Raw genomic sequence first — 23,243 nt, forward strand, 5'->3', positions numbered from 1 at the left:
GCGATGCAGCGCGGTCTTGGGGGTTCCCCCCATGAGCGACTGCATCAAGAAGCGTGGTTTGTATAGGAGTGGTAATAATTGTTTTGTGAATGCAGACTGTAAGGTCGCTGCAAATATCATCGCAAAAGTAAGCAGAAAGCTAGGGTTAAACTTAAGCCGACTGTGTAGGGGCACTTTGACTTGTCCCCAGAGAGTGTATCTTTGGTCAGCGCTCGAAAAAACGAAGCAACATGGATTTATCCTGTTGCGTAGTATCAACTTAGAATCCCCGTGACTGACCTCCGGGGAGTAGTCAATAAACCATACTATTATCCATCCCATACTAAATCCAAAACTATCGGCTGGGGTTTTTGGTTGCAGTGGGTATTTTTCACCGTTGTTGGCTTTTTGGTCAGTTTAATATTTGTAGAAATAGGTGTTAGACCTTATATTGGTGCTTTTTCGGGAGTGATCGGCGGTGGCATCATCGGATTGGCCCAATGGTTAGTGCTGAGAAATTATATCTTCCGAAGTAGATGGTGGGTTGTAGTAAATATTGTGACATGGTTATTAATCGGGGCCAGTAGTTTAGGAGCATTAGGTTGGGTGGCCCCGCGAACAGAACAAATTTTAGTCAGGCTATTTCATGGGTTGATTAATGGAGCTATTGTGGGGGCAATTTTAGGATTAGGCCAATGGTTTGTACTCAGGAAGCAAATTTATTGGGAAGAATGGTGGATAATTACTAATATTATTGCTTGGGCTGTAGGTTTATCCCTTGGTTGGGCAGTGGGTGGATTTATTTATAGGGCGATCGGTCTATTTATTAGTGAAGTAATAGGTCTGTTAGTGACATGGTTGTTTGTAGCTGTTGTTACTGGTATTGCTTTGGTGCGATTATATTCAGGTCGCTGAAGAATTAACTAGCTATCAGCTACTAGCAGTCAGCGCGGATAGTTCAAATAACGCGCTACATCTAAAAGCTTGGGTTGAAATTCCCCTTCTAATATCAAATCCTTTGACTACGGTTCCCGAGAAATCGGAGTAATATAATTCCGTCGATCTTTATAAAATGTGTAGGGGCATACAGTGTGTAAGGGCGAATGGCCATTCGCCCCTACAGCTTTTAATAATTAATAATTACCTCTCCTTGAAAACGGATAGGATTGACCAAGAGAAGAAAAAAAATCCTTTTAACCAATCCTCTTACCCTTATAAGAAGGGGTAATTCTAAATTCTTGAATTCTAAATTCTAAATTCTAAATTCTAAATTCTTGAATATGGTTCAAACTAATTTCAAAACTGCTAATCAATTGTTACGGGAGGGCAAGCTCGATGATGCTGTAGCTGCTTACCGTGAGGCGATCGCTCTTAATCCTGGTTTTTCCTATGGTCATCATAATTTGGGGGAGGCTTTAGTTAAGGTGGGGCGGATAGAAGAGGCGATCGCTGCTTTTCGTCAGGCTGTGGCCATAAATCCTCAAGCTTCCTGGTCTCTCTACAAGTTAGGAGTTTTGTTACGGGGTGAAGGTCAATTTCAGGAGGCTGTGGGTTATTTTCGTCGGGCAGTGGAGCAGAAGACCGATGTGCCGGAGTTTTATCTTGGTTTGGGAGCGGTGTTGCTGAAGTTGGGGCAATGGTCGGAGGCAGAGCAGTGTCTTGACAAAGTGGTAAATATGTTGTATCCAAATGTGGGTAAGTTCCATGGAACGTCCCTACAGACAGAAGCTTATTATTATTTGGGGGCGGCTAAGTCTGGGCAGGAGCAATGGTCTGAGGCGCTGGAGTTTTATCGTCGGAGTTGGGAGATGAGTCCCGGTGGGGTTGATTGTTGTTTGGGTTTGGCTGAGGCTTTGGGTAAGTTGGGGCAATGGTCGGAGGCGGTGGAATTTTATCGTCAGGCGGTGGTTTTGTCTGGGGAGTCTGGTGAGGTTTTGTTTGGTTTGGGTCAGGCTTTGGGGCAGTTGGGTAGATGGGAAGAGGCTGTTGTTGAGTATGGGCGAGCGATTAGTTTGGGTTTTGCTGGCGCTGAGGTGAGGCATCATTTGGGGTATGCTTTGGGGCAGTTGGGTAGATGGGAGGAGGCTGTTGTTGAGTATCGGTTGGTGGTGGAGGTTAATCCTAAGTCTGCTGTGGTTAGGCATCAGTTGGGGTATGGGTTGATGCAGTTGGGTAGGTGGCGGGAGGCGGAAGTTGAGTTGCGGAAGGCGGTGGAGTTGCATCCTGGGTCTGCTGTGGTTTGGCAGCAGTTGGGGGACGTTTTGCGGGAGTTGGGGAAGAAGGATGAGGCGGTTGAGGTTTATCAGAGGGCGATCGCTCAGAACCAAAATTCTTATCAACTTTACCACAATTTGGGAAAAGCCCTCGAGGAGTTGGGGCGTTTTGATGAAGCCATTGAGTCTTATCAAGGTGCGCTCAAACTTCAACCGGAGGCGACTGAAACTGTTCTACAACTGAATAGAATCTTGCAACCGGCGGTAAAGTTTGAGGATGCTGAAAACCTATACCCGAATCTTAAAAATAAGAAGATTATTGTTTACACCTGTAACTTTGGTAATTATGAGTCTATCAAAGAGCCACTAGCTGTAGACCCTAGAGTTGAATATATTCTGTTTACAGATAACACACATATTAAGTCAGAAATCTGGAATGTTATTCACATTAACGAATTAGCAGAAAATCCGAGGCGTGCTTCGAGGTTAGCAAAAATTTTACCTCATAAATACTTACCTACACATGACATTAGTGTCTATATAGATTCGAGTTTTACACTCAAAGAAAGTGATGTTTATAAAATGGTTAATCAGTGCATGGAAGAAAATGATATTGCACTATATAAACATAGCGAAAGAAACTGCGTTTACGATGAAATTGATTTTTGTGAGCAGTCAGAACTTAGAAATGTAGATTCGGAAATCTGCTCAAAGGTGCGGTTAAAATATGAATCTATTAACTATCCCCAAAATAATGGTTTGTTTGAAAACGGATTTATTTTTAGAAAAATACTTCAAAAATTCAAGATCTTAATGAGTTATGGTGGGATGAGTATTTATCTGGAGCAGAAAGAGATCAGTTTAGTTTAATGTATTGCTTGTACGTTTTAAATATTCAACCAAATTCCATTAAAATTGGTAGACAAATGCGAAAAAATCCATTTGTGAAATGGACAAAACACCAATATAAGGATTACAAGGATTACATTGACACCAGTGAGTTTTATATTGTATACATGGACAAATTTCACAACTGGGGAACAACTAGATTGAGAGGAGAGCAAGTATATGAACGATTAAAAAATATTTAAACTTACAAATGATTCCCTACTCGAAAGCAGTCAATCTTTACAACAAACATATGCTTTTTTTAAAGATTTATGACTATAACGTGCTTATTCCAATAATTAAAAATAATAATAAGGTCTATCTTGATATGGTAGACTGTAACTCAAAATATATAAATCCTAAAATACAAATTTTTAAAGGCGTAGAGTTCGGAATTTTTACAACAAAAAGTTCCCTAGATTTTTATAAAAACCTATTCAAACATCCTGACAAGTGCAAAACAATTTATCATCATTGGGATATTACTCTAGAAAAGTTTAAACCTAACGATACGAATACAGTAAAAATAGGTTATTTTGGAGTCCAGCCAAAGGGTTTTCTCTATGGGGAAATTCCAGGAATAGATTTTTATGAGGTAACTTCAACGAATTTTGATGATACTCTTAAAAGTAAAATGAGTAACTATAATGTTCAATATGTTGTGAGGCCACTTGAAGAACAAAAAGAGTTTCCTGCTTTAACTAAGATATCAACGGCAAGTGTTTTTTCTGCTCCTGTGATTTCTTCAAAAACTAATGAAATGGAGTTACTCGGTGAGGATTACCCTTATTATATTGATGATTTGAATCTGGAGTCAGTTTTAAAAACGATTGAGAAAGTCAAAACTACTTTCCAAAAAGAAGAGTGGAATCGTGCTGTTGATATTATGAAGTCTATTAGGGATCAAACATCTATAAATTCCATCGTGGAAGACTATCTTAATGTGTTTCAAAATTTAGAAGAAATTCCCTCTTTTTATACATACGCAAAAAGCAAAAAAAGAGCTATATACACAGCCAATATAGGGGGTTACGATCGACCTATTCCTCTCGAACCTGAGCTAACAGAAGGTTGGGATGCTTATTATTTTTCAGACAACCCTAATTTTGAATGTCCGGGTTGGAAACATATTTATGTTGACACTGAAAAAATTAGACTAGACTCTAAAGTTGCCTATGCAAGAGAGATTAAAGCTCGTCCCCATCTACACTTGCCTAATTATGATGTTACACTTTGGATTGATAGTAACTTCACTGTCAAAAGAAAGCTAAATGATTTTTTAAAAAATCTTCCAGATGAGGATTTTATTGTGACAAAGCATCCTAAAAGAAGCTGTATCTATGAAGAGTTACAACAACCCAGAGTAATTGTTAAAACTGGACAATCTATTCTTGATGAAGTTAAAGCCAAGCTTGAAAGACAGTGCTTTCCCAAGAATTTTGGTCTTCAGGAAACCAACTTTCTTTTGAGAAAGAACAGGGAGTCATGCAGAATAATAGGGGAGCTTTGGTGGGATTATATGGAGACATATCATGCTTATAGAGATCAGCTTTGGCTGTCTTATGTGCTATTTAAAACAGAGTTAAATATCAGTTGTGTTCACAGAGAAGTTAGAAATCGATATTTTAATATTAAGGAACATCCTAACCTAGTTACAACAACAAAAAAATATGCTTTAGACTTTGCGCCTAATAATCAAGCCTATGTGGAAATTCCGCATCAGAAAGGCTTATCATTAACAGGTGACTTAACAGTTGAATTTTGGCTAAATCTCAAGGAATGGCCTACGACATGGACTAATATTATATCAAAGCAGCTAGACGACCATAGAAATGAGTTCTGTCTCCGGATAAAAAGTACCAAAGTAGGTCAGTTTTATTACACTTCTGAAAATGAACTTGTGGTGTTAAATTGGAATCCTAAAAATGTTCTAAAATTAAGCTCCTGGACACACATTGCCTGTGTACGAAAAATAGGTGAGTTCCTAAAAATTTACTTTAATGGGTCACTAATGGCCGAAATCGACACTCCGCAAAAGAGAAAAGCAACAGAGACAGAAGTTCCTATTTTGTTGATGACCAATGCGCAACATAGTCAGTTTGCTAATGCTCAAATGTGCGATCTTCGTATTTGGCGCAAAGCTTTGAGCAATGAGGAGATTGTAGCTCAAATGAATGAGAATCTTCGAGGGAATGAAGAGGGTTTAATTGGGTATTGGAAATTTGATTCAGGTGAAGGAAATCAGCTAATTGATATTAACTTATGTTATGACGGCCTCATTCACAAAGCAACCTGGAAAAACCTTGGTTTTATTTAATTAATAATTCAAAAAACAAGCATGAATATCCTAAATTTTCAACAAGAATCTAATCTCAACCGAGCATTAAACAAACCAACGGCCCAGAGTTCAGTTTATCAACCCGAAAAATATGGTTACAATCCTCATGGTGCTTGTAACGGTCAAAAAACAGGAGAATTTGGCTTTTGTACTCTGAAAGAAAATAAGCCTTGGTGGCAAATTGACTTACAAGGAAACTATGAGATTTCTGAGATAGAGATTTATAATCGCATAGATTCTTGTCAGGAACGCGCCTCAACATTAAATGTATTGTTGTCTCAAGATGCGCTAAATTGGGAATTATGTTACTCAAATCCTCAAGAAAATATATTTGGTGGCATTGATGGGAAACCTCTTATAGTAAATGGTAAAAACAGATTAGCACGTTATATACGATTGCAGTTACGAGATAATGAGTATTTTCATCTGGATGAAGTGGAAATCTATGGTATTCCTTTCTCAGCAAAAGGTTCAAACTTCAAATTTAATCAAGATGAAACTACTCTGTCTGCTAACTTTTATGGTGACTTACTAGATGACTTAGAATTAGAGAAGCGGTTTGCAGTACAAACTGGATTAAGTTTTTTATCAATGAAGAGTTTAGTTGGCAACCCAAAATCTAAATTATCTAAAAAAACAAATTAAAGGTATTAAAGTTACTTCGGTTTGTAGATTTTGACCAACTGAACAAAGAGCGCCTGATCTGTGACATTACGGCAATAAGTATTGAAAGAGCCGGAAGATTTGGTAATAGTATACGGCAATTGTCTCATGCATACCATATTGCTAAATCAATAGGAGTAGATAGAATATATTTACCACAATTTTGGTATATAAAAGAAGGTGAATTAACTACACCATCAGGAATACTAATCGTCAATCTCAATCAGCCTAATTTTTTAGGGAAAAAATAGTATTAGAAGGGATGTTTTTTAATCACAAAACTTTGGCTCCGCTGTCTAAAACCACTCCAGAACATTATCTAAACATGATTGATTTAATAGGGGCAGGAGCATTTAATTTTCAACACTCTGAACCATTAGGCGAGCAAGATTTGGTAATACACATACGTTCTGGCGACATTTTCAAAAATAACGTACACTTAGGTTATGGTCAACCACCGTTTTCCTTTTATGCAAAGATAATAGAACTTCAGAGCTGGCATTCAATTTCGTTGGTTTTTGAAGACAAATCAAATCCCATCATCGATCCACTAATTGATTTTTGCAGGCGACGTTGCTCCCAGGTGCAGGAAATTAGTGGCGATCTAAAGTCAGATATAGAGTATTTGCTCAGAGCCAGAAAATTAGTAGTTAGTAATGGAACTTTTTGTCCTGCCATTGCATTAATTTCCAAGAGTTTAAATACAGTTTATTCTTTTGAAAATGAGTTTTCAATCAAGTATAACCCAAACATTTCCCAGATCGTAAGAGTTGTCGATCGACAGGGTGTTTATAAATCAGAAATCTTAAGCAGCAACTGGCAAAACACTGAATTGCAGCGAAAACTTATGCTTGAGTATCCAACAAATGTGTTGGATTTTGATTCAGATAACGACCAGCAAATCAAACCTACTAAAAAAACAAACATAGGCAGCATAAACATCGATCAAAATGCCAATACTAACTTAGCACTAAACAAACCAACGGTTCAAAGTTCGATTTACGGAGCTGAAAAACATGGTTACGACCCTCATGGTGCGTGTAATGGCAAGAAAACAAGAGCATTTGGCTTTTGTACTATGAAAGAAGATCGACCTTGGTGGCAGATTGACTTGCAACGAAACTATGAGATTTATGAGATCAAGATTTATAATCGCATGGATTCTTGTCAGGAACGTGCCTCGACATTAAATGTGTTGTTGTCTCAAGATGCGCTAAATTGGGAATTATGTTACTCAAATCCTCAAGATAACCTATTTGGTGGGATTGATGGGAAACCTCTTATAGTAAATGGTCAAAATCGGTTGGCACGTTATATACGATTGCAGTTACGAGATAATGAGTATTTTCATCTGGATGAAGTGGAAATATATGGTATTCCTTTCTCAGCAAAAGGTTCAAACTTCAAATTTAATCAAGATGAAACTACCCTGTCTGCTAACTTTTATGGTGACTTACTAGACAACTTAGAATTAGAGAAGCAGTTTGCAATACAAACTGGATTGAGTTTTTCATCAATGAAAAGCTTAGTTTGCAACCCAAAATCTAAATTATCTAAAAAAACAATTTAGATATGTTAAAATTACTTCGGTTTGTAAACCTTGACCAATTGAACAAAGAACACCTTATACATGATATTACGGCAATAAGTATTGAAAGATCCGGAAGATTTGGTAATAGTATACGGCAATTGTCTCATGCATACCATATTGCTAAATCAATAGGAGTAGATAGAATATATTTACCACAATTTTGGTATATAAAAGAAGGTGAATTAACTACACCATCAGGAATACTAATCTTCAATCTCAATCAGCCTAATTTTTTTAGGGAAAAAATAGTATTAGAAGGGGTGTTTTGTGATTACAAAACTTTGGCTCCGCTGTCTAAAACCACTCCAGAACATTATCTAAACATGATTGATTTAATAGGGGCAGGAGCATTTAATTTTCAACACTCTGAACCATTAGGCGAGCAAGATTTAGTAATACACATACGTTCTGGCGACATTTTCAAAAATAACGTACACTTAGGTTATGGTCAACCACCGTTTTCCTTTTATGCAAAGATAATAGAACTTCAGAGCTGGCATTCAATTTCGTTGGTTTTTGAAGACAAATCAAATCCCATCATCGATCCACTAATTGATTTTTGCAGGCAACGTTGCTCCCAGGTACAGGAAATTAGTAGCGATCTAAAGTCAGATATAGAGTATTTGCTTAAAGCAAGAAAATTAGTAGTTAGTAATGGAACTTTTTGTCCTGCCATTGCATTAATTTCAAAGAGTTTAAATACAGTTTATTCTTTTGAAAATGAGTTTTCAATCAAGTATAACCCAAACATTTCCCAGATCGTAAGAGTTGTCGATCGACAGGGTGTTTATAAATCATAAATCTTAAGCAGCAACTGGCAAAACACTGAATTGCAGCGAAAACTTATGCTTGAGTATCCAACAAATGTGTTGGATTTTGATTCAGATAACGACCACCAAATCAAACCTACTAAAAAAACAAACATAGGCAACATGAACATCAATCAAAATACTAATACTAACTTAGCGTTAAACAAACCAACGGCTCAAAGTTCGGTTTATCAACCTGAAAAACATGGTTACGACCCTCATGGTGCGTGTAATGGCAAGAAAACAGGATCGTTCGGCTTTTGTACTACGAAAGAAGATCGACCTTGGTGGCAGATTGACTTGCAACGAACCTGCCATATTTCTGAGGTCAAGATTTATAACCGCATAGATTGTTGTCAGGAACGTGCCTCGACATTAAATGTGTTGTTGTCTCAAGATGCGCTAAATTGGGAATTATGTTACTCAAATCCTCAAGAAAATATATTTGGCAGTATTGATGGGAAACCTCTCACAGTAAATGTGCAACATCAGGTCGCACGGTTTGTGCGGTTACAATTGCGAGAAAACGATTACCTTCATCTCAATCAAGTAGAAATCTATGGCATTCCTGTCGAAACTGATGGTTCAGAGCCAGACCATAATCAGGATGAAGCAACTCTATCTGCTAATTTTTATAGTGGTAGTGAAGTAAGTTTACTTCGCTTTTCCCTAGACCCCTCAAATAATTTTGTTAATTATAGAGGCCAATTGCGTCAAGACAAATGGTGCGTTATGATGACCAAAGGCAAGCAAAGGGCGTTTTTCTAGAAATAGGCTCTACGGATGGAGTGGGACTCAATAATACTTTTTGCTTAGAAAAAAACTTTTCTTGGTCTGGTATTTGTGTAGAGCCTAATCCAGATTTTTTTCAAAGACTTTGTGTAAACCGCACTGCTATAACTCTTCCGTATGCTTTTTATAAGCAATCAGGTCAAATAGTAGAATTTGTACCTCATGCTACTTTGGGAACAATTTCAGATTTTTTATCAACTGATAGTCACGCTTCAGCCAGAGAAAATTTTATTTCTCAAAAGGGCACTATTAAGGTTATAACAGCATGTCCAGAAGATATTTTAAATCTTTACAAATTTCCTGAAAATTTTGACTTTCTAAGCTTAGATGTAGAAGGTGCAGAGCTTGATGTTTTGGAATCTTTCAATTTATCTAAATACCGTCCTGCTTTGGCTTGCATTGAACATAACCATGTTGCTGATAAGCGATTAGCTATTTTTCAACTTCTTTCTAGCCACGGCTACCAGCGTATACAGTGCAGGTTTGATGACTGGTACTATAACTTGGATATTCTTCAAACTTTGAATCCTGAAATTCCTCTCAGTCACTATCAACAAGTATTAGAGTATTTTTGCACCTATCACAACTGTAAATTCGTTGATAAAGTGAGTCTTGATACTGGTAAATTAGCAAAAAAAAAGTAAATGATGCAGTAATAATAAATGAAATTAATCCTGACTCAGCTTCACCTCCAGCCAGCTCAAATTCTACTTTTTCAGATATTAGCAAAGATGGCATCAATCTTAACTCAAACCCCAATATTACTAAGATAAACTTAGCCTTGAATAAACCAACAGCTCAAAGTTCCATTTATCAACCCGATAAATATGGTTACGATCCTCAAGGAGGCTGTAACGGAGAGAAAACAAAAGCATTTAGCTTTTGTACTATGAAAGAAAATCAACCTTGGTGGCAAATTGACTTGCAAGGAACCTATCACATTTCTGAGATCGAGATTTATAATCGTATGGATTGTTGCCAGGAACGTGCCTCGACGTTAAATGTATTTTTGTCTCAAGATGCCCTCAATTGGGAATTATGTTACTCAAATCCTCAAGAAAATATATTTGGTGGCACTAATGGGAAATCTCTTATAGTAGATGGTCAAAACCGACTAGCACGTTATGTGAAATTACAATTGCGGGAAAATGAATATCTTCATCTGGATGAAGTGGAAATCTATGGTATTCCTTTAAAAGCTAATGGCTCGGATTTCAAATGTAGTCAAGATGAGGAGACTCTATCTTCCAACTTTTATGCTCAAGCCACCAGTTTGTCATTCTGTCCATCTCCCGAACAAATTAAGCAAATTGCCTTAAAATCATCCCAGGGCATTATTCATGTCGGAGCCCATAAAGGTCAAGAGGCTGAATTTTATGCAACTCATAACAAGTCAGTAATATGGATTGAAGCTTTACCTAAAGTGTTTCAATTCCTACAAAAAAAGATTGCTAAGTATCCAAGCCAAAAAGCAATTAATGCCTTGGTAACAGATACTGATGGTAAAGAGTATAAGTTTAATATTTCTAATAATTCTGTTTCTTCCTCTTTATTTGAATTTGGTGATGCTAAAGGTAAGTTATATCCTAGGTTAACAATGGTCAATTCTGTATATTTAATTGGTAAAACACTCGGCACAATTTATGGCGAATTTAATATAGACGCGAGTGAGTTTGATTTTCTATTGTTGGATGTTCAAGGTGCTGAATTAATGGTACTAAAAGGTGCTGAATCTGTTTTGCATAATTTCAAGTATATTCTGACAGAAGTCAGTACAGTCGATATTTATAAAGACGGAGTATTATGGGATGAGTTAAAAGCTTTTTTAAACAATAAAGGCTTTAAAGAGGTTTTATCTGGTGTTCCAAGGAGGCATTGCGACGTATTATTTGTGAATGAAACAAAAGAATCAGACAATTTTTATCAGCAATATTCCTAAATTTGTAGGTAGCAAACACATTCACCAAAACGATATCGCCTATTCAGTCAGTAAAGCCAAAACTAGGTAAAAAATCAACAGTCTACTTTCTCCTACATCCTGAGAATAATTTTGTAAGATGTTTATTAAGTTTAAAGTAATAAGTAGGTATGAACGGCAATAATCTTCAACATACTAATGTTAACTTAGCATTAAACAAACCAACGGCTCAAAGTTCTATTTATAGTCCAGAAAAATATGGTTACGATCCTCATGGTGCATGTAATGGCAAGAAAAATGGAAAATTTGGTTTTTCCACTTGTAAAGAAAATCAGCCTTGGTGGCAGATTGACTTGCAAGGAATGTATCAGCTTTCTGAGATTAAAATTTATAATCGCCTTGATTTTGAAAAACGTGCCTCGGCCTTGAATATCTTATTGTCCCAAGATGCAATGAATTGGGAGTTATGTTATTCCAATCCTCAAGAGAACCTATTTGGTGGCATTGATGGGAAACCTCTTATAGTAGATGGTCAAAACCGGTTAGCACGTTATGTGAAATTACAATTGCGGGAAAATGAGCATTTTCATTTAGATGAAGTCGAAATCTATGGCATTCCCTTCAGAGCAGATGCTTCAGAGTTGACACCTAATCAAGATGAAGCGACTCTAGCTGCAAACTTTTATAGTCAAGCTAGTCTACCCTCCTCTCCTCCTATTATTAAAATGATTATCTCGCGACGGATTGATGGAATAGGCACAAGATTAATGTCTGTTTTGTCAGCTAGATATGCGTGCCAATACTTTGGTTGCAATCTGTATATAACTTGGCCGAGCATTAAGAGCAGGTATTACTCTTCAAATATCCTTCAAGCTGACAGTATTGCAGAGATTTTTGATGGGGGAAAAGTATTCAAAGATATTGATGCTCATATACTAAGTGAAGAAGAATTTTCCAAATTAAATACAAGATCGTTGAGTAACCTTAAAAATGGGTTTAAGCGGAAAGGATACTTTTTTATTTTAAATCAAAATGACATTGAAAATTTTTCCCAGTGTGAATTCCTGACTTACGATGAACCTTGGGCAATTCTCCCCTATGGCATTCAATATAAGCAAGTCTATAAAAAAGTCAAAGAATACTGGAAACAATTAAACTGGCATGAGTCTATTGTTAATAGCATTAAAAATTTTGAAAAGCAAATACATGGTAAGCCTTATGTCGTAGTACACATAAGGCGAGGAGATATTATTGATAGACTTCTGTATGATAACATTAAACTTTTAGATCGGGATATGTCGGCGATATTTGGACGGTTTCTGCCAATTGCAACTGCTGTTAGATTAATCCTAGATTGTGGTTTTAAAGATGTTGTTCTGTGTTCTGAGTGCCAGGAATCAAGTCAAATAATTGTAAAACGTGTTAATCAATACAGTAATGAATTTAATTTTTATATAACATCTGAGCTTACGCAATCTCTTAGTGAAACTCAGGTAGCAACTTTCGATCTTATTATCATGTCTGCTGCTATCAAGATACTTACATCATCCAGCAGTAGTTTTTCAAAGTGTGCAGAATTTGCTGGCAATGCTCATAGATTCAGCAATGACACAGACTGGGAGAATGTTGCCCAGGAATTAATTGCATACCTTGATAGTAATGATAATGAAATGACGGATGAGAGAAAAAGTTTAGTTTATCTTAATATAAGTAAAAAATTCAAAACAAAGAGCTTGCTGATTATTATGTAAGTCTTTCTAAACAATTTTCATCTGATACCTTTGCGAGGTTTGGTAGATGAGTTTGGCAAAGTTGAGTAGAGCTTACCTATCTGCCCATTTTCACTTTCAATTGTGAGACACTGAGAAACCTTGATTGCGGTAAGCCTCAAGAGCTAATTTACTTTGCTACCTTGTATTTAAGTTTTCTGTAACTGTTATTTTCCAACAGCTAGATGCTTTTGGACAAAATTAGCAAACTGATAGTAATTTTTATGAGTTATGTTATCCATTAAAGTTAAATAATTTTTGGCTTGTATTGGCAATTTATGATAAAGTTCTTGAAACTCTCTACTTTTTGTAATTTCTACAAATTTTTCCAAGAAAGAAGGACTTATCCCCCATCCAGGTCTAACCCCTTCTCCACGATCTTTGAATATACCAAAAGGGTTTCTATGAGGGCTAATATGAATACCGTGAACTGGACGGTAAGAAGCACTTTCAGGAACCATTATGCCTTTTCTGCTCATTATAGTGTACAATAACTGCTCGTCGTTCATTGTGAGAACTGGCAAATCAGAAACGTCTGGTAAAGGATACTGAACATCCCAACGTGCAAAGTGTAGTCCTGTCAAGTGTGGTATTTCGTTGGAAAGCGTATGAGATCTAATTACATTGCTAAAGGGTAAATTGTTACATTTAATGTTCTTAATATGTTGTTTTCCTATATTTTCTTCTAAAATCAAAATGTCTATATCCCCTATATAAACATAATCGCACTTGTACTTGACCGGAGTTTCAATGAATCGAACCGAGTGTGGCAAAGTGTTGGTGAAATTGTTAGTGCTTCTTAAATGAAAACGATTGGGAAAAATTTCGTTTAAAAACTTAATACAATCCCTGTTTTCCTCTATAAATCTATCGCTATCTTCTAAGCAAATTTCAACCCACGCATTATGATTGTGGTAAAGAGTAAAGAAAATATATAGGGGGGCAAAATGTTCGTAAGGTTGGTTAGCTGCTGTGAAAAATAAAACGGAGTATGGTTCTTTATTAATTGGATCTGCTGTTCTAAAATTCCGTGGCTTTTTCTTATCGCCTCCTAATAAATCTGGACTAATTTGATAAGCTTTCTGGTAATAATCCATAGCTTGGTCTAGCTGTTTTTTCTCAGCTAGCACCTCTCCTAGATTGTAGTAAAACCAGGCAGAGTTTGGGTTAATCTCTATCGCTCGATGATACGCCTCAACTGCAGCATCAGCTTTTCCTTGGCTAGCTAAAGCTTCTCCTAAATAAAAGTAAGCCCAACTAAATTGAGGATTAATTTCTATTGCCTTTCTGTAGCAAGCGATCGCCTCATCCAACTTCGCAGCTCGCTTCAACTGATTTGCCTGTTTTAAAAGTCTATCACCATTCATATTTCTTTCCTCCGTGTTAGTGTAGTTATTTGCTATTCTATCAGAGTTCATAAAATACTCCTTAAATCGAGCTAAATTACCATAATTTGGTAGTTGCCACTTATGTTGACACCACAAACATACTGCAATCTTCCGCCTCAAGCAGAACCTAATAGCTTTCTATTTACCTGAATTGATTTTAAAACATTTTCTCTTATCGTCTTGTAATCGCTTGCTTTTCCATGAATACCCATATCTTGACTGTCCCACTCTTCAATTTCAATCAAATTTTGAAGTTGGGTGGTTAATCTATCATGCCTTTTCTTAGGAATATTCACTTTCCGCCAATGAAACTCGCAGTATAGTTTATCAAGGTAACGAACAGTTCTTTCTTGCAGCATCTTTTCAAGGATGTCATATTCTGCACCTTCTACGTCCAACTTTAAGATAATATTAGAATAGATTTGGGATACTTGAGAAATAAAGGCAGATAAATCAATACAATCAATAGTCAGTACAGGACAATCTGCATTACTGACCTTTCCATAAAAATCAATTTTTTTGTCTTTCAATAACGAACTACCATCACCATCTAGAGGATCGACCGTAAATTCAATTTGGCCATCGTATGTGAAAACTGCTTTTTTGATTAACTTTGTTGGGAGTTCTTTATAGTAATCCCATAGATCGGGGTTAGGTTCAAAAGTAATACAATCATAGTTTAAGTGGGTCATTAAAAACTTGATAGCAGAACATCCGTCATATCCCCCACAATCAATAAACAAGCATCGTTCTTTTCTTGAAGCTTTATTATTTTGAATGCTATATTTTTCGTCAATAAGACTTAGATAGTTTTTCCCAAGCAACCTATCTCTTTCTGCCAATACTTGACTTAAGCTTCTCTGTAGTTTCCTAATATTTGGTTGAGTCTCAACAGCCTTTTGTAAATACTCAACAGCAACTTCTAAATCTCCTTTTTGTGTAAAAACGCTCCCCAAGCTATACAAATATAAAGCTGAGTTAGGGTTGATTTTTAAACTTTCTAAATAGCAAGCGATCGCCTCATCCAACTTTCCCTGTTTAACAAAAGCATCACCTAAATTAGAATATAACCAAGCAAAATTCGGATTAATTTCAATAGCCTGATGATAAAGAGCGATCGCCTCATCCAATCTCCCCGCTCTCTTCAACTGATTAGCCTGCTTCAAAAACTGGCCAGCACTCGTACCTTCATTACCCATAACAACCCAACCAATAAATCTACTCAAAAACATCATTCTATCCCAAAAATTACCGTTTCATCTCAGTCAAAGAAACTTTCTTATTTCAGGAATAGAGAATAGGGCATAGTCTTTAACTTCCATTATTTTTAATTTACTAAAATTTTAAAATGCTATATGATAGAAAGTTAATAGAAAAAATTAGCTCTATACATGACTAAAAAAGAGGAAAATCGTCACTCTGCCACCAATAAAGAACAATGTAAAAAAATGGCAAAGTTGAACGGGTGGAAACTAATTAGAATAGAAGAAACAAAAGACAAAATACTCAAAGTCGATTGTATTTTTGAAGGTGAACAAACAACTTTCACGGAGGAAAAATAAAAATGAGTGAAACATGGATAATCTTTATTGCTGAACCAGACCAACCCGGATGGGAAAATCGCAAACTACCAATGGGTGGCTTAACAGACATTTTAGACGAACAATGGGATTACACCAGCACAGGAGCAAAGCCTAAAATAGGCGATCGCCTCAGACAATTTTTGCAAGTAGAAGAATTCATCGACCCCAAATTCCCTGGAAGTTCTACCCACGTTAGAGAAGGAGACTGGGTAATAAGTAGAGTAGAAGAGTACCTTCCTGGTGGGGACGATAGCTCGAAAAAAGCAATAATCCTGTGTTATTGTCGCCTCGATCCCATCATTTCTCCCTTGGAACCCTTATCAAGGGCAAGCCAGGAGATAGAGAGTGTGGGAGGTTTAGGCAGATAAAGATCCTAAATCAATATTTTGCAGCTACAAACTAAAGAGCAATGTAGCTGCCGAACTTGCTCCGCCCTCTTCAACTGATTAGCCTGCTTCAACAACTGACCAGCACTCATACCCTCATTACCCATAACAACCCAACCATAAATCTACTCAAAAATATTATTCTACCCCAAAAATTCCCGTTTCATCTCAGCCAAAGAAACTATTATCTGCAAAAAAGTTAAAAATTAAACAACACAATCTAATTCTAGCCATAAAATTTCAGCTAAAATCAATAATAATAGGATTTTCATCATTAAACTTAACTCTCAGTCATTTAGTTGGCAGTAGGGGAGCAGGGGAGTAGGGGAGATTAAAGTCTTGAAGTAATTATAGAAATTATCAAAAACAGGAAATTAAACTAATGACAACAAGCAAAATTCGTTTGTGGACAGTAGCAGAGTATCATCAAATGATAGATTGTGGTATTCTGACACCAGAATCCTATGTCGAACTATTAGAAGGTCGTATTGTCGAAATTAATCCCCAACGTGCCCCTCATGCTGCAACAACTCAACGGACATCAGATTATTTAAAATCTCAATTAACTCAAGAAGCTCATATTAGGATGCATTTACCAGTTACATTATTAACTTCAGAACCAGAACCGGATATTGCGGTAGTTCAGATCGACCCGAAAGCTTATGGCGTTCACCACCCTACTCCAGAGGAAATATTCTTTTTAATCGAAATTTCTGACACTACCTTGAGAATAGATCGACAAGAAAAAGCACTTATTTATGCTCGGGCAAATATTCCCGAATATTGGGTTTTAGATGTAAGCGATCGCCAAGCTTATATATATCGTCATCCTACACAAGAAGGTTATAAATCTGAAACTGTTTTGTCCGATAGCGGGAAGATCGAACCCTTGAATTTTCCATCAGTTTCTTTATCCCTGACAGAAATGTTTTTGCCTTGATATTCTGCTATTGATAATAACTATTCTCAACTACTTCCCCACTTGAAATATTTGTTTTGCACTCAAATTAAGTTCTGGAAAAGTCGGGGAAACTACCACATCTTGACCTCTAAATAAATTAATCACATATTCACTTTCAACTAAATTATAAACCGAAATAGTTGGTTGCTTCGGGTCTCCAATATAGCGCCGACCTCCTAACCCTAAATAATCAACTATCCAATACTCATTTATCCCTAATTTTTCAAACTCTCCCAACTTCATTAAATAATCATCTTGCCAATTGGTACTTACTACTTCTATAGCTAATTTAACACTCGTACCTTGAGTAATAGTCGATCGCTTATTCCACATTGGCTCGTTTTCCATAGCATTATCATCCAATACCATCACGTCTGGAATATAAGCTGATTTATCCGAATCTATGGCTTTAATTAATCCCTGTCGAGGGATAAAAAATGGCAAATTCAGACGCTCAATATAAACTGATAGTTTTGATGCCAGAAAACCAGCTACTTTTTCGTGAGTTCCAGTAGGTTGCACTTCAAAAATTTCTCCATTATGTAATTCAAACCGACCATTATCATCAGGATACCAGTCCCAAAATTCCTCTAAAGTCATTAACTTAATATCTTGTTTTTCTGCGGGAATAAGCATCTTAAATACTCCTAATAATTTCTAATTTCGGTTCTAACTCTATCGGGTTGCATTGTTAATTAGGGCTTGCTGATTAAATATCAAAGCATTGACTGATATTGGTTTTATGCTTTTTATGCCTTTAATAAAGTATGAGCTTTTCGGTAGCTTAGGTTAAAAAAGTGAGGATTTTCACCGAAGCAAAAGTTGAAAAATCACTCTGACAATTCTTACTCCTACCTCCTCGCTCATTCCCCGTTCCTCCTGTCTCCCCCTCCTGGGAGGGGTTAGGGGTGGGTTGTCTCCTACCCCAGCAAAAAGACTTTAATGAAGTTATGTGTAAGTCATTTGAGAGGCTTTTTCCTCAGAAAAGTGTATTGAAAAATATGTTTTTTTGAATATTCTTACTCCCCACACTCCCCACCCTCCCATCAAGGTTTCAGGAGTTCCTTATAAGGGATACATCATCGGGGGGCTGGGGGAGATTTTCCGCTGCCTTTTAACTTTTGATTTTTTTTGACTTTTGCCTTTTAACTTTTAACTTTTGACTTTAATTAAGCCATCACCATCCCCCCATCCACATTAAATACTTGACCTGTAATATAGTTAGCCGCACTATCAGCAGCTAAAAATTTAATCATACCTGCTACTTCTTCTGGTGTACCATAACGACCGAGAGGAATAAACTTGATAATTTCCTCAGAATTTTTCAAGTCCTTAGTCATATCAGTCTCTATAAACCCAGGGGCAACCGCATTTGCTGTAATACCACGATTAGCAAGTTCTTTTGCTACACTTTTAGTAAAGCCAATAACTCCTGCTTTAGCTGCGCTATAATTAGACTGACCGGGATTACCCATTTGTCCAGTTACTGAAGCAATATTAATAATACGACCACTCTTTTGTTTGAGCATAATTTTGCTAACCGCACGGGTACAAAGAAAAACCCCCGTCAAATTTAGGTCTATTACCGACTGCCAGTCATTGGGTTTCATCCGCAAAAGTAGAGTATCCCGGGTAATACCAGCATTATTAACCAAAATATCAATGCGACTCCATTTTTCCATCACTTCTTTGACGAGGGTATCAACCTCCTCAGCTTTAGAAACATCTGCTTGAAGTGCCATCCCATTGCCACCCGCAGCAACTATTTCTGCCACTACTTCCACAGCCGCACCACTAGAGTTAGCATAGTTAACAACTACATTTGCCCCTTCCATTGCTAATGCTAAAGCTGCTGCCCGACCAATTCCTCTAGATGCACCTGTGATTATTGCTACTTGTCCCTTCAAACGCTGTAATGTTTCGGGTAATGCCTCCATAATCAAATCCTTTCCTATATGGTTTAAACTTATCTATCTTAGGGGATTATGGCTTGTTGAGTTAAGCTAATATAGCGCTACGCGCAAGGCAACAGGCAACAGGCAACAGGCAATAGGGGAATACAACAGGGTTTTCCTACGGAATGCTGCGCAAACAGCTTCTATTCATGTCAAACACCTTAATCCGTAGCGCTATAATTTATAGATTAAGTATAGATTAAGTATATATATTTTCTCAAGATGGCAATTAAAAAGCAGTTTAATAGTTTTGATGAATTACTCGCTAATTCAGAAATGCCTGTTCTGGTAGATTTTTATGCTACTTGGTGTGGCCCTTGTCAAATGATGGCCCCTATTCTGGAACAGGTCAATCAAAAAATGAAAGACCGACTGCGGATAGTTAAAATTGATACAGATAAATATCCCCAGTTAGCCTCAAAGTATGGCATTCAAGCTTTGCCAACTTTGGTCTTGTTTAAAAATGGTCAGGCAGTAGAAAATATAGAAGGGGTTGTACAAACACAACAGTTAGTTGAACGCTTAGATAATATTGTCTAATTTTAATTAACATAATGTCGGGCAGAATTCCCTTATCCTCTACAGGTTAGCTAAACCGCCCTTGAGCCTCACACCATAATTTTAAAGAGGAGTGTGAGATGAATCGGCGGCCAATTGAATAGGTTCGATGCCCATTCAATTTGCCAACATCTCAGCATAAGCTTTTGCCCTAGTTGAAAAACTTGTATTATTATCTTGCTATAACCCCGGAAATTTTCCACCATGGGGACTGCCTACCAATATAAATTAAGGCCCAATAAAAAACAGTTAGCCATCATAGAAATGTGGTTGGAATTGTTGCGTCGGCAGTACAACTATCGGTTAGGTGAAAGATTCTCATGGTGGTCAGAAAATCGCTGCCCAGTTAACGCCTGCCCCAAGGTGCATGCCAATTCCTCAACTAAGAGACCATCCAGATTATTACTCTCAAAAAAAAGATTTGGTCAATACTAAAGACAAGTTTCCTGACTACAAGTTAATTCATTCTCAGGTGCTACAAGATTGCATAAAACGGGTAAAACTTGCCTTTGATAGATGGTTGAAAGCCGACAAAAATGGAACTAGATTAGGAAAACCAAGGTTTAATGGAAAAGGACGTTACCGAATAATTAATAATTAATAATTAATAATTAAATAATTCTGGTTTCAAGGGGATGAAAAAGCGGTCGAGGGATGACTCCGAAACCTGCGCCATATCCAATCGACCAAGAGAAAATCAAGTTCAATATTTCAGTCCCTATGCTTGACCTTTGTCATGCTGCGCAAACAGCCAGAGGTACTGATAACTGATAACTGATAACTGATAACTGAAATGACTTTATCCCTAGAAGAAAAATCAGTTCCAGCTTTAACAACTAAAGTTGAACCTACATTAAAAAATACTCTGGGAATTGATATGGGACTGAAGGAATTCTTAGTAACAAGTGAAGGAGAATCAGTCCCCATCCCTCAATACTATCGAAAATCTCAGCAGGGATTAAAGACTCTACAAAAACGCTTATCCCGTAAAAAGAAAGGTAGCAAAAGATGGTTAAAAGCTGTCAAAGCTTTAGCGAAGCAACATAAAAAGGTTGCCGATCGACGTAAAGATTTTCATTTCAAAACAGCCAATGAATTATTATTAAAAGCTGAAGTTATTGCCCAGACGCGGAGCGGCGTGCCGTAGGCAAACTTAAATATCAAAGGGCTAGCAAAGACCCGTTTGAGTAAATCAATTAACGATGCGATTTGGGGGACAATTCCTGTCTATTTTGACTGTCAAAGCTGTTAGCGCAGCTCCGACCCAGGAGGCAAATGCTGGAGGTGAAAACTATAGCAGTGAACCCCAGAAATACTAGCCAAGATTGCTCAAATTGTGGTGAAAAAGTCCCTAAAGAATTAAACATACGAACTCATTCTTGTCCGCATTGCGGTGTTGTAATAGACCGCGACTTGTTTGCGCAGCATGACAAACGGAAATGCGGCGATAAATATCAAAAATAGGGAGGCAGGGCCCAGACGTCCTTAAAGCACGCGCTTGCCCGACGGAATACCGGGGCTGGGAAACGAGAGAGCTTACACTATAGCGCCAGCGAGCGTGTGGGAGTATGTCACGTTAGTAGAAGATTTATGCTTACATTAGAGGCCAAAATCTGCTAAGATACCAGCTAAGTAGTCGTGTAAAAATAACTTGAACAGTTTTTTTAATGGAAGCTATATTTCACAATTTATCCCAGATAAAATTTGTACAACTTATTCTTACATGGCTCCTAAGTTGATAATAAAAGGTAATAAAGCTGATAGCTGATAGCTGACCGCTGAATGCTTACGTAGAAAGATATTATTTTTAAGTGAAAATTGCTTATTATCAACTATACAAATGTTCATTATTCGCTCTTTAACTACTACTGATGAGATTACCATATCTAAATTTAATAAATAGTTACGAGCTGATTGAACTTATCAGAAAATAATCAATATGGCTATTTACTCCTGGAAGCAATTTAAACTCTCTGTTCTGAGTGCTAATGAGTGGTTTCGACAAACTCCTGAAAGAGCTTTGGATATGGCTTATGATGCTGCTCTCAATATTAAGGCTATGGAAGAAAAACATTTTGGAGGCCAAAAGATTTCTTTAGCATCAGCTAGTTATGGTGATAGTGTTAAGTCTTATTTTAATTCTGAATTGAAGCGATATTTAAAAGTTATTCAAACTAGATTAGCTGAGTTTAATACCAGTGTTTCAGTTGTAGGTATTTTTGAGAAAAAGAAGTTTGCCGATGGGGAGAATAAACTCAATAAATATTATCAGCAAGAATTTCAGGACCGACCATCAATTATTTTGGAAAAATTAGAGTTTATTGATGAAGTAGCTAGTCGATATCGTAAACAAACAAAATCTCCAATTCAAAAATCTAATTCAATGGTAGAAGTGCCTGATGCTTCACCCTCTTTGGCTATAATATCTAGTCAAGATAATATTAATAATTCTATTAATAATATATCCTCTAATTCTTCTATAGATACTACAGAAACACTAAAAAGAGATCAACCTGAAACTAGCTTTTTACCCCGTTCATTATTAAGTACTTTCAAAAGAATCAAGAAAGAGTTAGACCCAGAAGCAGAAGAAGATGTAATTAAAAAATTCAGAAAGTCTAAAGTTAAGACTATTATTTCGGTTAGATTTATTTTACTATTGATTTTGGTGCCTCTACTAATTCACCAACTATCAAAAATAACTTTTGTGGGTTTTTTAGTTGATCATTTTATGCCAATCTCTAGTCAACAAGAAGAGATTTTTATTAACCATGACTTGGAAGAAGAAGCTTTGATGGAGTTGCGTAAATATGAGGAAGAACTCCATTTTCAAATTTATTTAGGCCATGCTCCTGAATTATTCCCAGAATTATATGAAGCTGGAAAAGAAGTTTCAGAAATACCCAAGCTTGAAAGAGAAGAATTGATTGAGCATAAAGTAGAAGAAAAAGCTCAAGAAATAGCTTCGGAATATAAAAATAGAAGTAATAATGCTATTAAAAATATTTTTGTGACCTGATATCTTTGATTTCTTTTGTTGGCATTATTTCTGCTAATAGAAGAGATGTTGAAATTTTAAAGTCTTTTATGGATGATGTGATATATGGTCTTAGTGATAGTGCTAAGGCATTTATTCTGATTTTGTTAACAGATATGTTTGTGGGGTTTCACTCCCCTCATGGTTGGGAGGTGATTTTGGAAAATGTTGCTAAACATTTTGGAGTAGCAGAAAGTAGAGATTTTAATTTCTTATTTATTGCAACTTTTCCAGTGATTTTAGATGCTGTTTTTAAGTATTGGATATTCCGTTATTTGAACCGTAGTTCGCCTTCTGCAGTGGCAACTTATAAAAATATGAATGAGTAGTTCAATAATTAATAATTAATAATTAATAATTAACAATTAATAATTAATAATTAATAATTAATACTATGTTCAGATGAATAAGTATA

General features: G+C 36.6%; 23 protein-coding genes and 1 pseudogene. 20 read left to right on the top strand and 4 right to left on the bottom strand.

Annotated elements, in window-relative coordinates; all coding sequences use genetic code 11:
• Window positions 1-270 precede the first annotated feature (270 nt).
• From SAGCYANO_RS41740 to SAGCYANO_RS41790, 11 genes are all read left to right on the top strand, one after another.
• The gene (locus SAGCYANO_RS41740) at window positions 271-894 is read left to right on the top strand and encodes a hypothetical protein (RefSeq protein WP_237397210.1); all 624 of its coding nucleotides are present in this window, start codon (window positions 271-273) and stop codon (window positions 892-894) included.
• A 365-nt stretch (window positions 895-1,259) separates the two neighbouring features.
• The gene (locus tag SAGCYANO_RS41745; protein WP_202225392.1) at window positions 1,260-3,062 is read left to right on the top strand and encodes a tetratricopeptide repeat protein; all 1,803 of its coding nucleotides are present in this window, start codon (window positions 1,260-1,262) and stop codon (window positions 3,060-3,062) included.
• A 346-nt stretch (window positions 3,063-3,408) separates the two neighbouring features.
• On the top strand, window positions 3,409-5,397 hold the full coding sequence (locus SAGCYANO_RS41750) for a LamG domain-containing protein (RefSeq protein WP_202225393.1): 1,989 nt from the start codon (window positions 3,409-3,411) through the stop codon (window positions 5,395-5,397).
• 21 nt (window positions 5,398-5,418) lie between these two features.
• Window positions 5,419-6,063 (top strand): discoidin domain-containing protein, encoded by a 645-nt coding sequence (locus SAGCYANO_RS41755; protein WP_202225394.1) that lies wholly within the window; start codon window positions 5,419-5,421, stop codon window positions 6,061-6,063.
• A gap of 119 nt (window positions 6,064-6,182) precedes the next feature.
• Window positions 6,183-6,332 (top strand): hypothetical protein, encoded by a 150-nt coding sequence (locus SAGCYANO_RS41760; RefSeq protein ID WP_202225395.1) that lies wholly within the window; start codon window positions 6,183-6,185, stop codon window positions 6,330-6,332.
• 11 nt (window positions 6,333-6,343) lie between these two features.
• Window positions 6,344-7,651: a discoidin domain-containing protein gene (locus tag SAGCYANO_RS41765; RefSeq protein ID WP_202225396.1), complete on the top strand. Its 1,308-nt coding sequence runs from the start codon at window positions 6,344-6,346 to the stop codon at window positions 7,649-7,651.
• Between the two features lie 119 nt (window positions 7,652-7,770).
• Window positions 7,771-8,472: a hypothetical protein gene (locus SAGCYANO_RS41770; RefSeq protein ID WP_202225397.1), complete on the top strand. Its 702-nt coding sequence runs from the start codon at window positions 7,771-7,773 to the stop codon at window positions 8,470-8,472.
• 45 nt (window positions 8,473-8,517) lie between these two features.
• Complete coding sequence (locus tag SAGCYANO_RS41775) at window positions 8,518-9,249, top strand: discoidin domain-containing protein (protein ID WP_202225398.1); 732 nt, start codon at window positions 8,518-8,520, stop codon at window positions 9,247-9,249.
• Window positions 9,204-9,917: an FkbM family methyltransferase gene (locus SAGCYANO_RS41780; protein ID WP_375340096.1), complete on the top strand. Its 714-nt coding sequence runs from the start codon at window positions 9,204-9,206 to the stop codon at window positions 9,915-9,917. Before SAGCYANO_RS41775 ends, SAGCYANO_RS41780 begins: the two co-directional genes overlap by 46 nt.
• 137 nt (window positions 9,918-10,054) lie before the next feature.
• The gene (locus SAGCYANO_RS46925; protein WP_237397211.1) at window positions 10,055-11,212 is read left to right on the top strand and encodes an FkbM family methyltransferase; all 1,158 of its coding nucleotides are present in this window, start codon (window positions 10,055-10,057) and stop codon (window positions 11,210-11,212) included.
• Between the two features lie 149 nt (window positions 11,213-11,361).
• Window positions 11,362-12,942 carry a discoidin domain-containing protein gene (locus tag SAGCYANO_RS41790; RefSeq protein ID WP_202225400.1) on the top strand — a complete coding sequence of 527 codons (1,581 nt, stop codon included), beginning with the start codon at window positions 11,362-11,364 and terminating at the stop codon, window positions 12,940-12,942.
• 185 nt (window positions 12,943-13,127) lie between these two features.
• On the opposite strand, the gene SAGCYANO_RS41795 is transcribed toward SAGCYANO_RS41790, so the two are convergent.
• Complete coding sequence (locus SAGCYANO_RS41795; RefSeq protein ID WP_237397212.1) at window positions 13,128-14,444, bottom strand: tetratricopeptide repeat protein; 1,317 nt, start codon at window positions 14,442-14,444, stop codon at window positions 13,128-13,130.
• 20 nt (window positions 14,445-14,464) lie between these two features.
• Window positions 14,465-15,583, bottom strand: coding sequence for a protein arginine N-methyltransferase (locus SAGCYANO_RS41800; RefSeq protein ID WP_237397213.1), 1,119 nt, complete (start codon window positions 15,581-15,583; stop codon window positions 14,465-14,467).
• 156 nt (window positions 15,584-15,739) lie between these two features.
• On the opposite strand from SAGCYANO_RS41800, the gene SAGCYANO_RS46930 reads away from it, so the two are divergent.
• From SAGCYANO_RS46930 to SAGCYANO_RS41810, 3 genes are all read left to right on the top strand, one after another.
• Complete coding sequence (locus SAGCYANO_RS46930; protein ID WP_237397214.1) at window positions 15,740-15,910, top strand: hypothetical protein; 171 nt, start codon at window positions 15,740-15,742, stop codon at window positions 15,908-15,910.
• Window positions 15,911-15,912: 2 nt separating this feature from the next.
• Entirely contained in the window at window positions 15,913-16,299 is a 387-nt protein-coding gene (locus tag SAGCYANO_RS41805) for a hypothetical protein (protein WP_202225402.1), read from the top strand.
• A gap of 400 nt (window positions 16,300-16,699) precedes the next feature.
• Entirely contained in the window at window positions 16,700-17,257 is a 558-nt protein-coding gene (locus SAGCYANO_RS41810) for a Uma2 family endonuclease (RefSeq protein WP_202225403.1), read from the top strand.
• A 30-nt stretch (window positions 17,258-17,287) separates the two neighbouring features.
• Here the strand turns inward: SAGCYANO_RS41810 and SAGCYANO_RS41815 are convergent, their stop codons facing one another.
• Window positions 17,288-17,914, bottom strand: coding sequence for a Uma2 family endonuclease (locus SAGCYANO_RS41815; RefSeq protein ID WP_202225404.1), 627 nt, complete (start codon window positions 17,912-17,914; stop codon window positions 17,288-17,290).
• Between the two features lie 533 nt (window positions 17,915-18,447).
• Window positions 18,448-19,215, bottom strand: coding sequence for a 3-oxoacyl-[acyl-carrier-protein] reductase (gene fabG / locus SAGCYANO_RS41820; protein WP_202225405.1), 768 nt, complete (start codon window positions 19,213-19,215; stop codon window positions 18,448-18,450).
• A 240-nt stretch (window positions 19,216-19,455) separates the two neighbouring features.
• Here fabG and trxA point away from each other — a divergent pair, with 240 nt between their 5' ends.
• The 6 genes and pseudogenes from trxA (at window position 19,456) to SAGCYANO_RS41840 (ending at window position 23,157) form a co-directional block, all read left to right on the top strand.
• Window positions 19,456-19,773 carry a thioredoxin gene (gene trxA / locus SAGCYANO_RS41825; protein ID WP_202225406.1) on the top strand — a complete coding sequence of 106 codons (318 nt, stop codon included), beginning with the start codon at window positions 19,456-19,458 and terminating at the stop codon, window positions 19,771-19,773.
• Between the two features lie 222 nt (window positions 19,774-19,995).
• Window positions 19,996-20,226 carry a helix-turn-helix domain-containing protein gene (locus tag SAGCYANO_RS51165; RefSeq protein WP_375340097.1) on the top strand — a complete coding sequence of 77 codons (231 nt, stop codon included), beginning with the start codon at window positions 19,996-19,998 and terminating at the stop codon, window positions 20,224-20,226.
• Window positions 20,213-20,392, top strand: coding sequence for a hypothetical protein (locus SAGCYANO_RS51170; protein WP_375340098.1), 180 nt, complete (start codon window positions 20,213-20,215; stop codon window positions 20,390-20,392). The genes SAGCYANO_RS51165 and SAGCYANO_RS51170 overlap by 14 nt, the downstream gene beginning before the upstream one ends.
• A 192-nt stretch (window positions 20,393-20,584) precedes the next feature.
• Window positions 20,585-20,938 carry a transposase gene (locus SAGCYANO_RS51175; RefSeq protein WP_375340099.1) on the top strand — a complete coding sequence of 118 codons (354 nt, stop codon included), beginning with the start codon at window positions 20,585-20,587 and terminating at the stop codon, window positions 20,936-20,938.
• A 137-nt stretch (window positions 20,939-21,075) separates the two neighbouring features.
• Complete coding sequence (locus tag SAGCYANO_RS51180; RefSeq protein ID WP_375340100.1) at window positions 21,076-21,255, top strand: zinc ribbon domain-containing protein; 180 nt, start codon at window positions 21,076-21,078, stop codon at window positions 21,253-21,255.
• A gap of 919 nt (window positions 21,256-22,174) precedes the next feature.
• A pseudogene (locus SAGCYANO_RS41840) lies at window positions 22,175-23,157 on the top strand (hypothetical protein).
• Window positions 23,158-23,243: the final 86 nt, after the last annotated feature.

The organism is Okeania sp. KiyG1, from assembly GCF_014132355.1.
In the GTDB taxonomy this organism is placed as follows: Bacteria; Cyanobacteriota; Cyanobacteriia; order Cyanobacteriales; family Microcoleaceae; genus Okeania.

Coding starts and splice junctions, on each gene's coding strand:
- SAGCYANO_RS41745 (WP_202225392.1), top strand. CDS start 1,260: ATGGTTCAAACTAATTTCAAAACTGCTAATCAATTGTTACGGGAGGGC.
- SAGCYANO_RS41750 (WP_202225393.1), top strand. CDS start 3,409: ATGGTAGACTGTAACTCAAAATATATAAATCCTAAAATACAAATTTTT.
- SAGCYANO_RS41755 (WP_202225394.1), top strand. CDS start 5,419: ATGAATATCCTAAATTTTCAACAAGAATCTAATCTCAACCGAGCATTA.
- SAGCYANO_RS41765 (WP_202225396.1), top strand. CDS start 6,344: ATGTTTTTTAATCACAAAACTTTGGCTCCGCTGTCTAAAACCACTCCA.
- SAGCYANO_RS41775 (WP_202225398.1), top strand. CDS start 8,518: ATGCTTGAGTATCCAACAAATGTGTTGGATTTTGATTCAGATAACGAC.
- SAGCYANO_RS41780 (WP_375340096.1), top strand. CDS start 9,204: ATGGTGCGTTATGATGACCAAAGGCAAGCAAAGGGCGTTTTTCTAGAA.
- SAGCYANO_RS41790 (WP_202225400.1), top strand. CDS start 11,362: ATGAACGGCAATAATCTTCAACATACTAATGTTAACTTAGCATTAAAC.
- SAGCYANO_RS41800 (WP_237397213.1), bottom strand. CDS start 15,583: ATGATGTTTTTGAGTAGATTTATTGGTTGGGTTGTTATGGGTAATGAA.
- SAGCYANO_RS46930 (WP_237397214.1), top strand. CDS start 15,740: ATGACTAAAAAAGAGGAAAATCGTCACTCTGCCACCAATAAAGAACAA.
- SAGCYANO_RS41805 (WP_202225402.1), top strand. CDS start 15,913: ATGAGTGAAACATGGATAATCTTTATTGCTGAACCAGACCAACCCGGA.
- SAGCYANO_RS41810 (WP_202225403.1), top strand. CDS start 16,700: ATGACAACAAGCAAAATTCGTTTGTGGACAGTAGCAGAGTATCATCAA.
- SAGCYANO_RS41815 (WP_202225404.1), bottom strand. CDS start 17,914: ATGCTTATTCCCGCAGAAAAACAAGATATTAAGTTAATGACTTTAGAG.
- fabG (WP_202225405.1), bottom strand. CDS start 19,215: ATGGAGGCATTACCCGAAACATTACAGCGTTTGAAGGGACAAGTAGCA.
- trxA (WP_202225406.1), top strand. CDS start 19,456: ATGGCAATTAAAAAGCAGTTTAATAGTTTTGATGAATTACTCGCTAAT.
- SAGCYANO_RS51165 (WP_375340097.1), top strand. CDS start 19,996: ATGGGGACTGCCTACCAATATAAATTAAGGCCCAATAAAAAACAGTTA.
- SAGCYANO_RS51175 (WP_375340099.1), top strand. CDS start 20,585: ATGACTTTATCCCTAGAAGAAAAATCAGTTCCAGCTTTAACAACTAAA.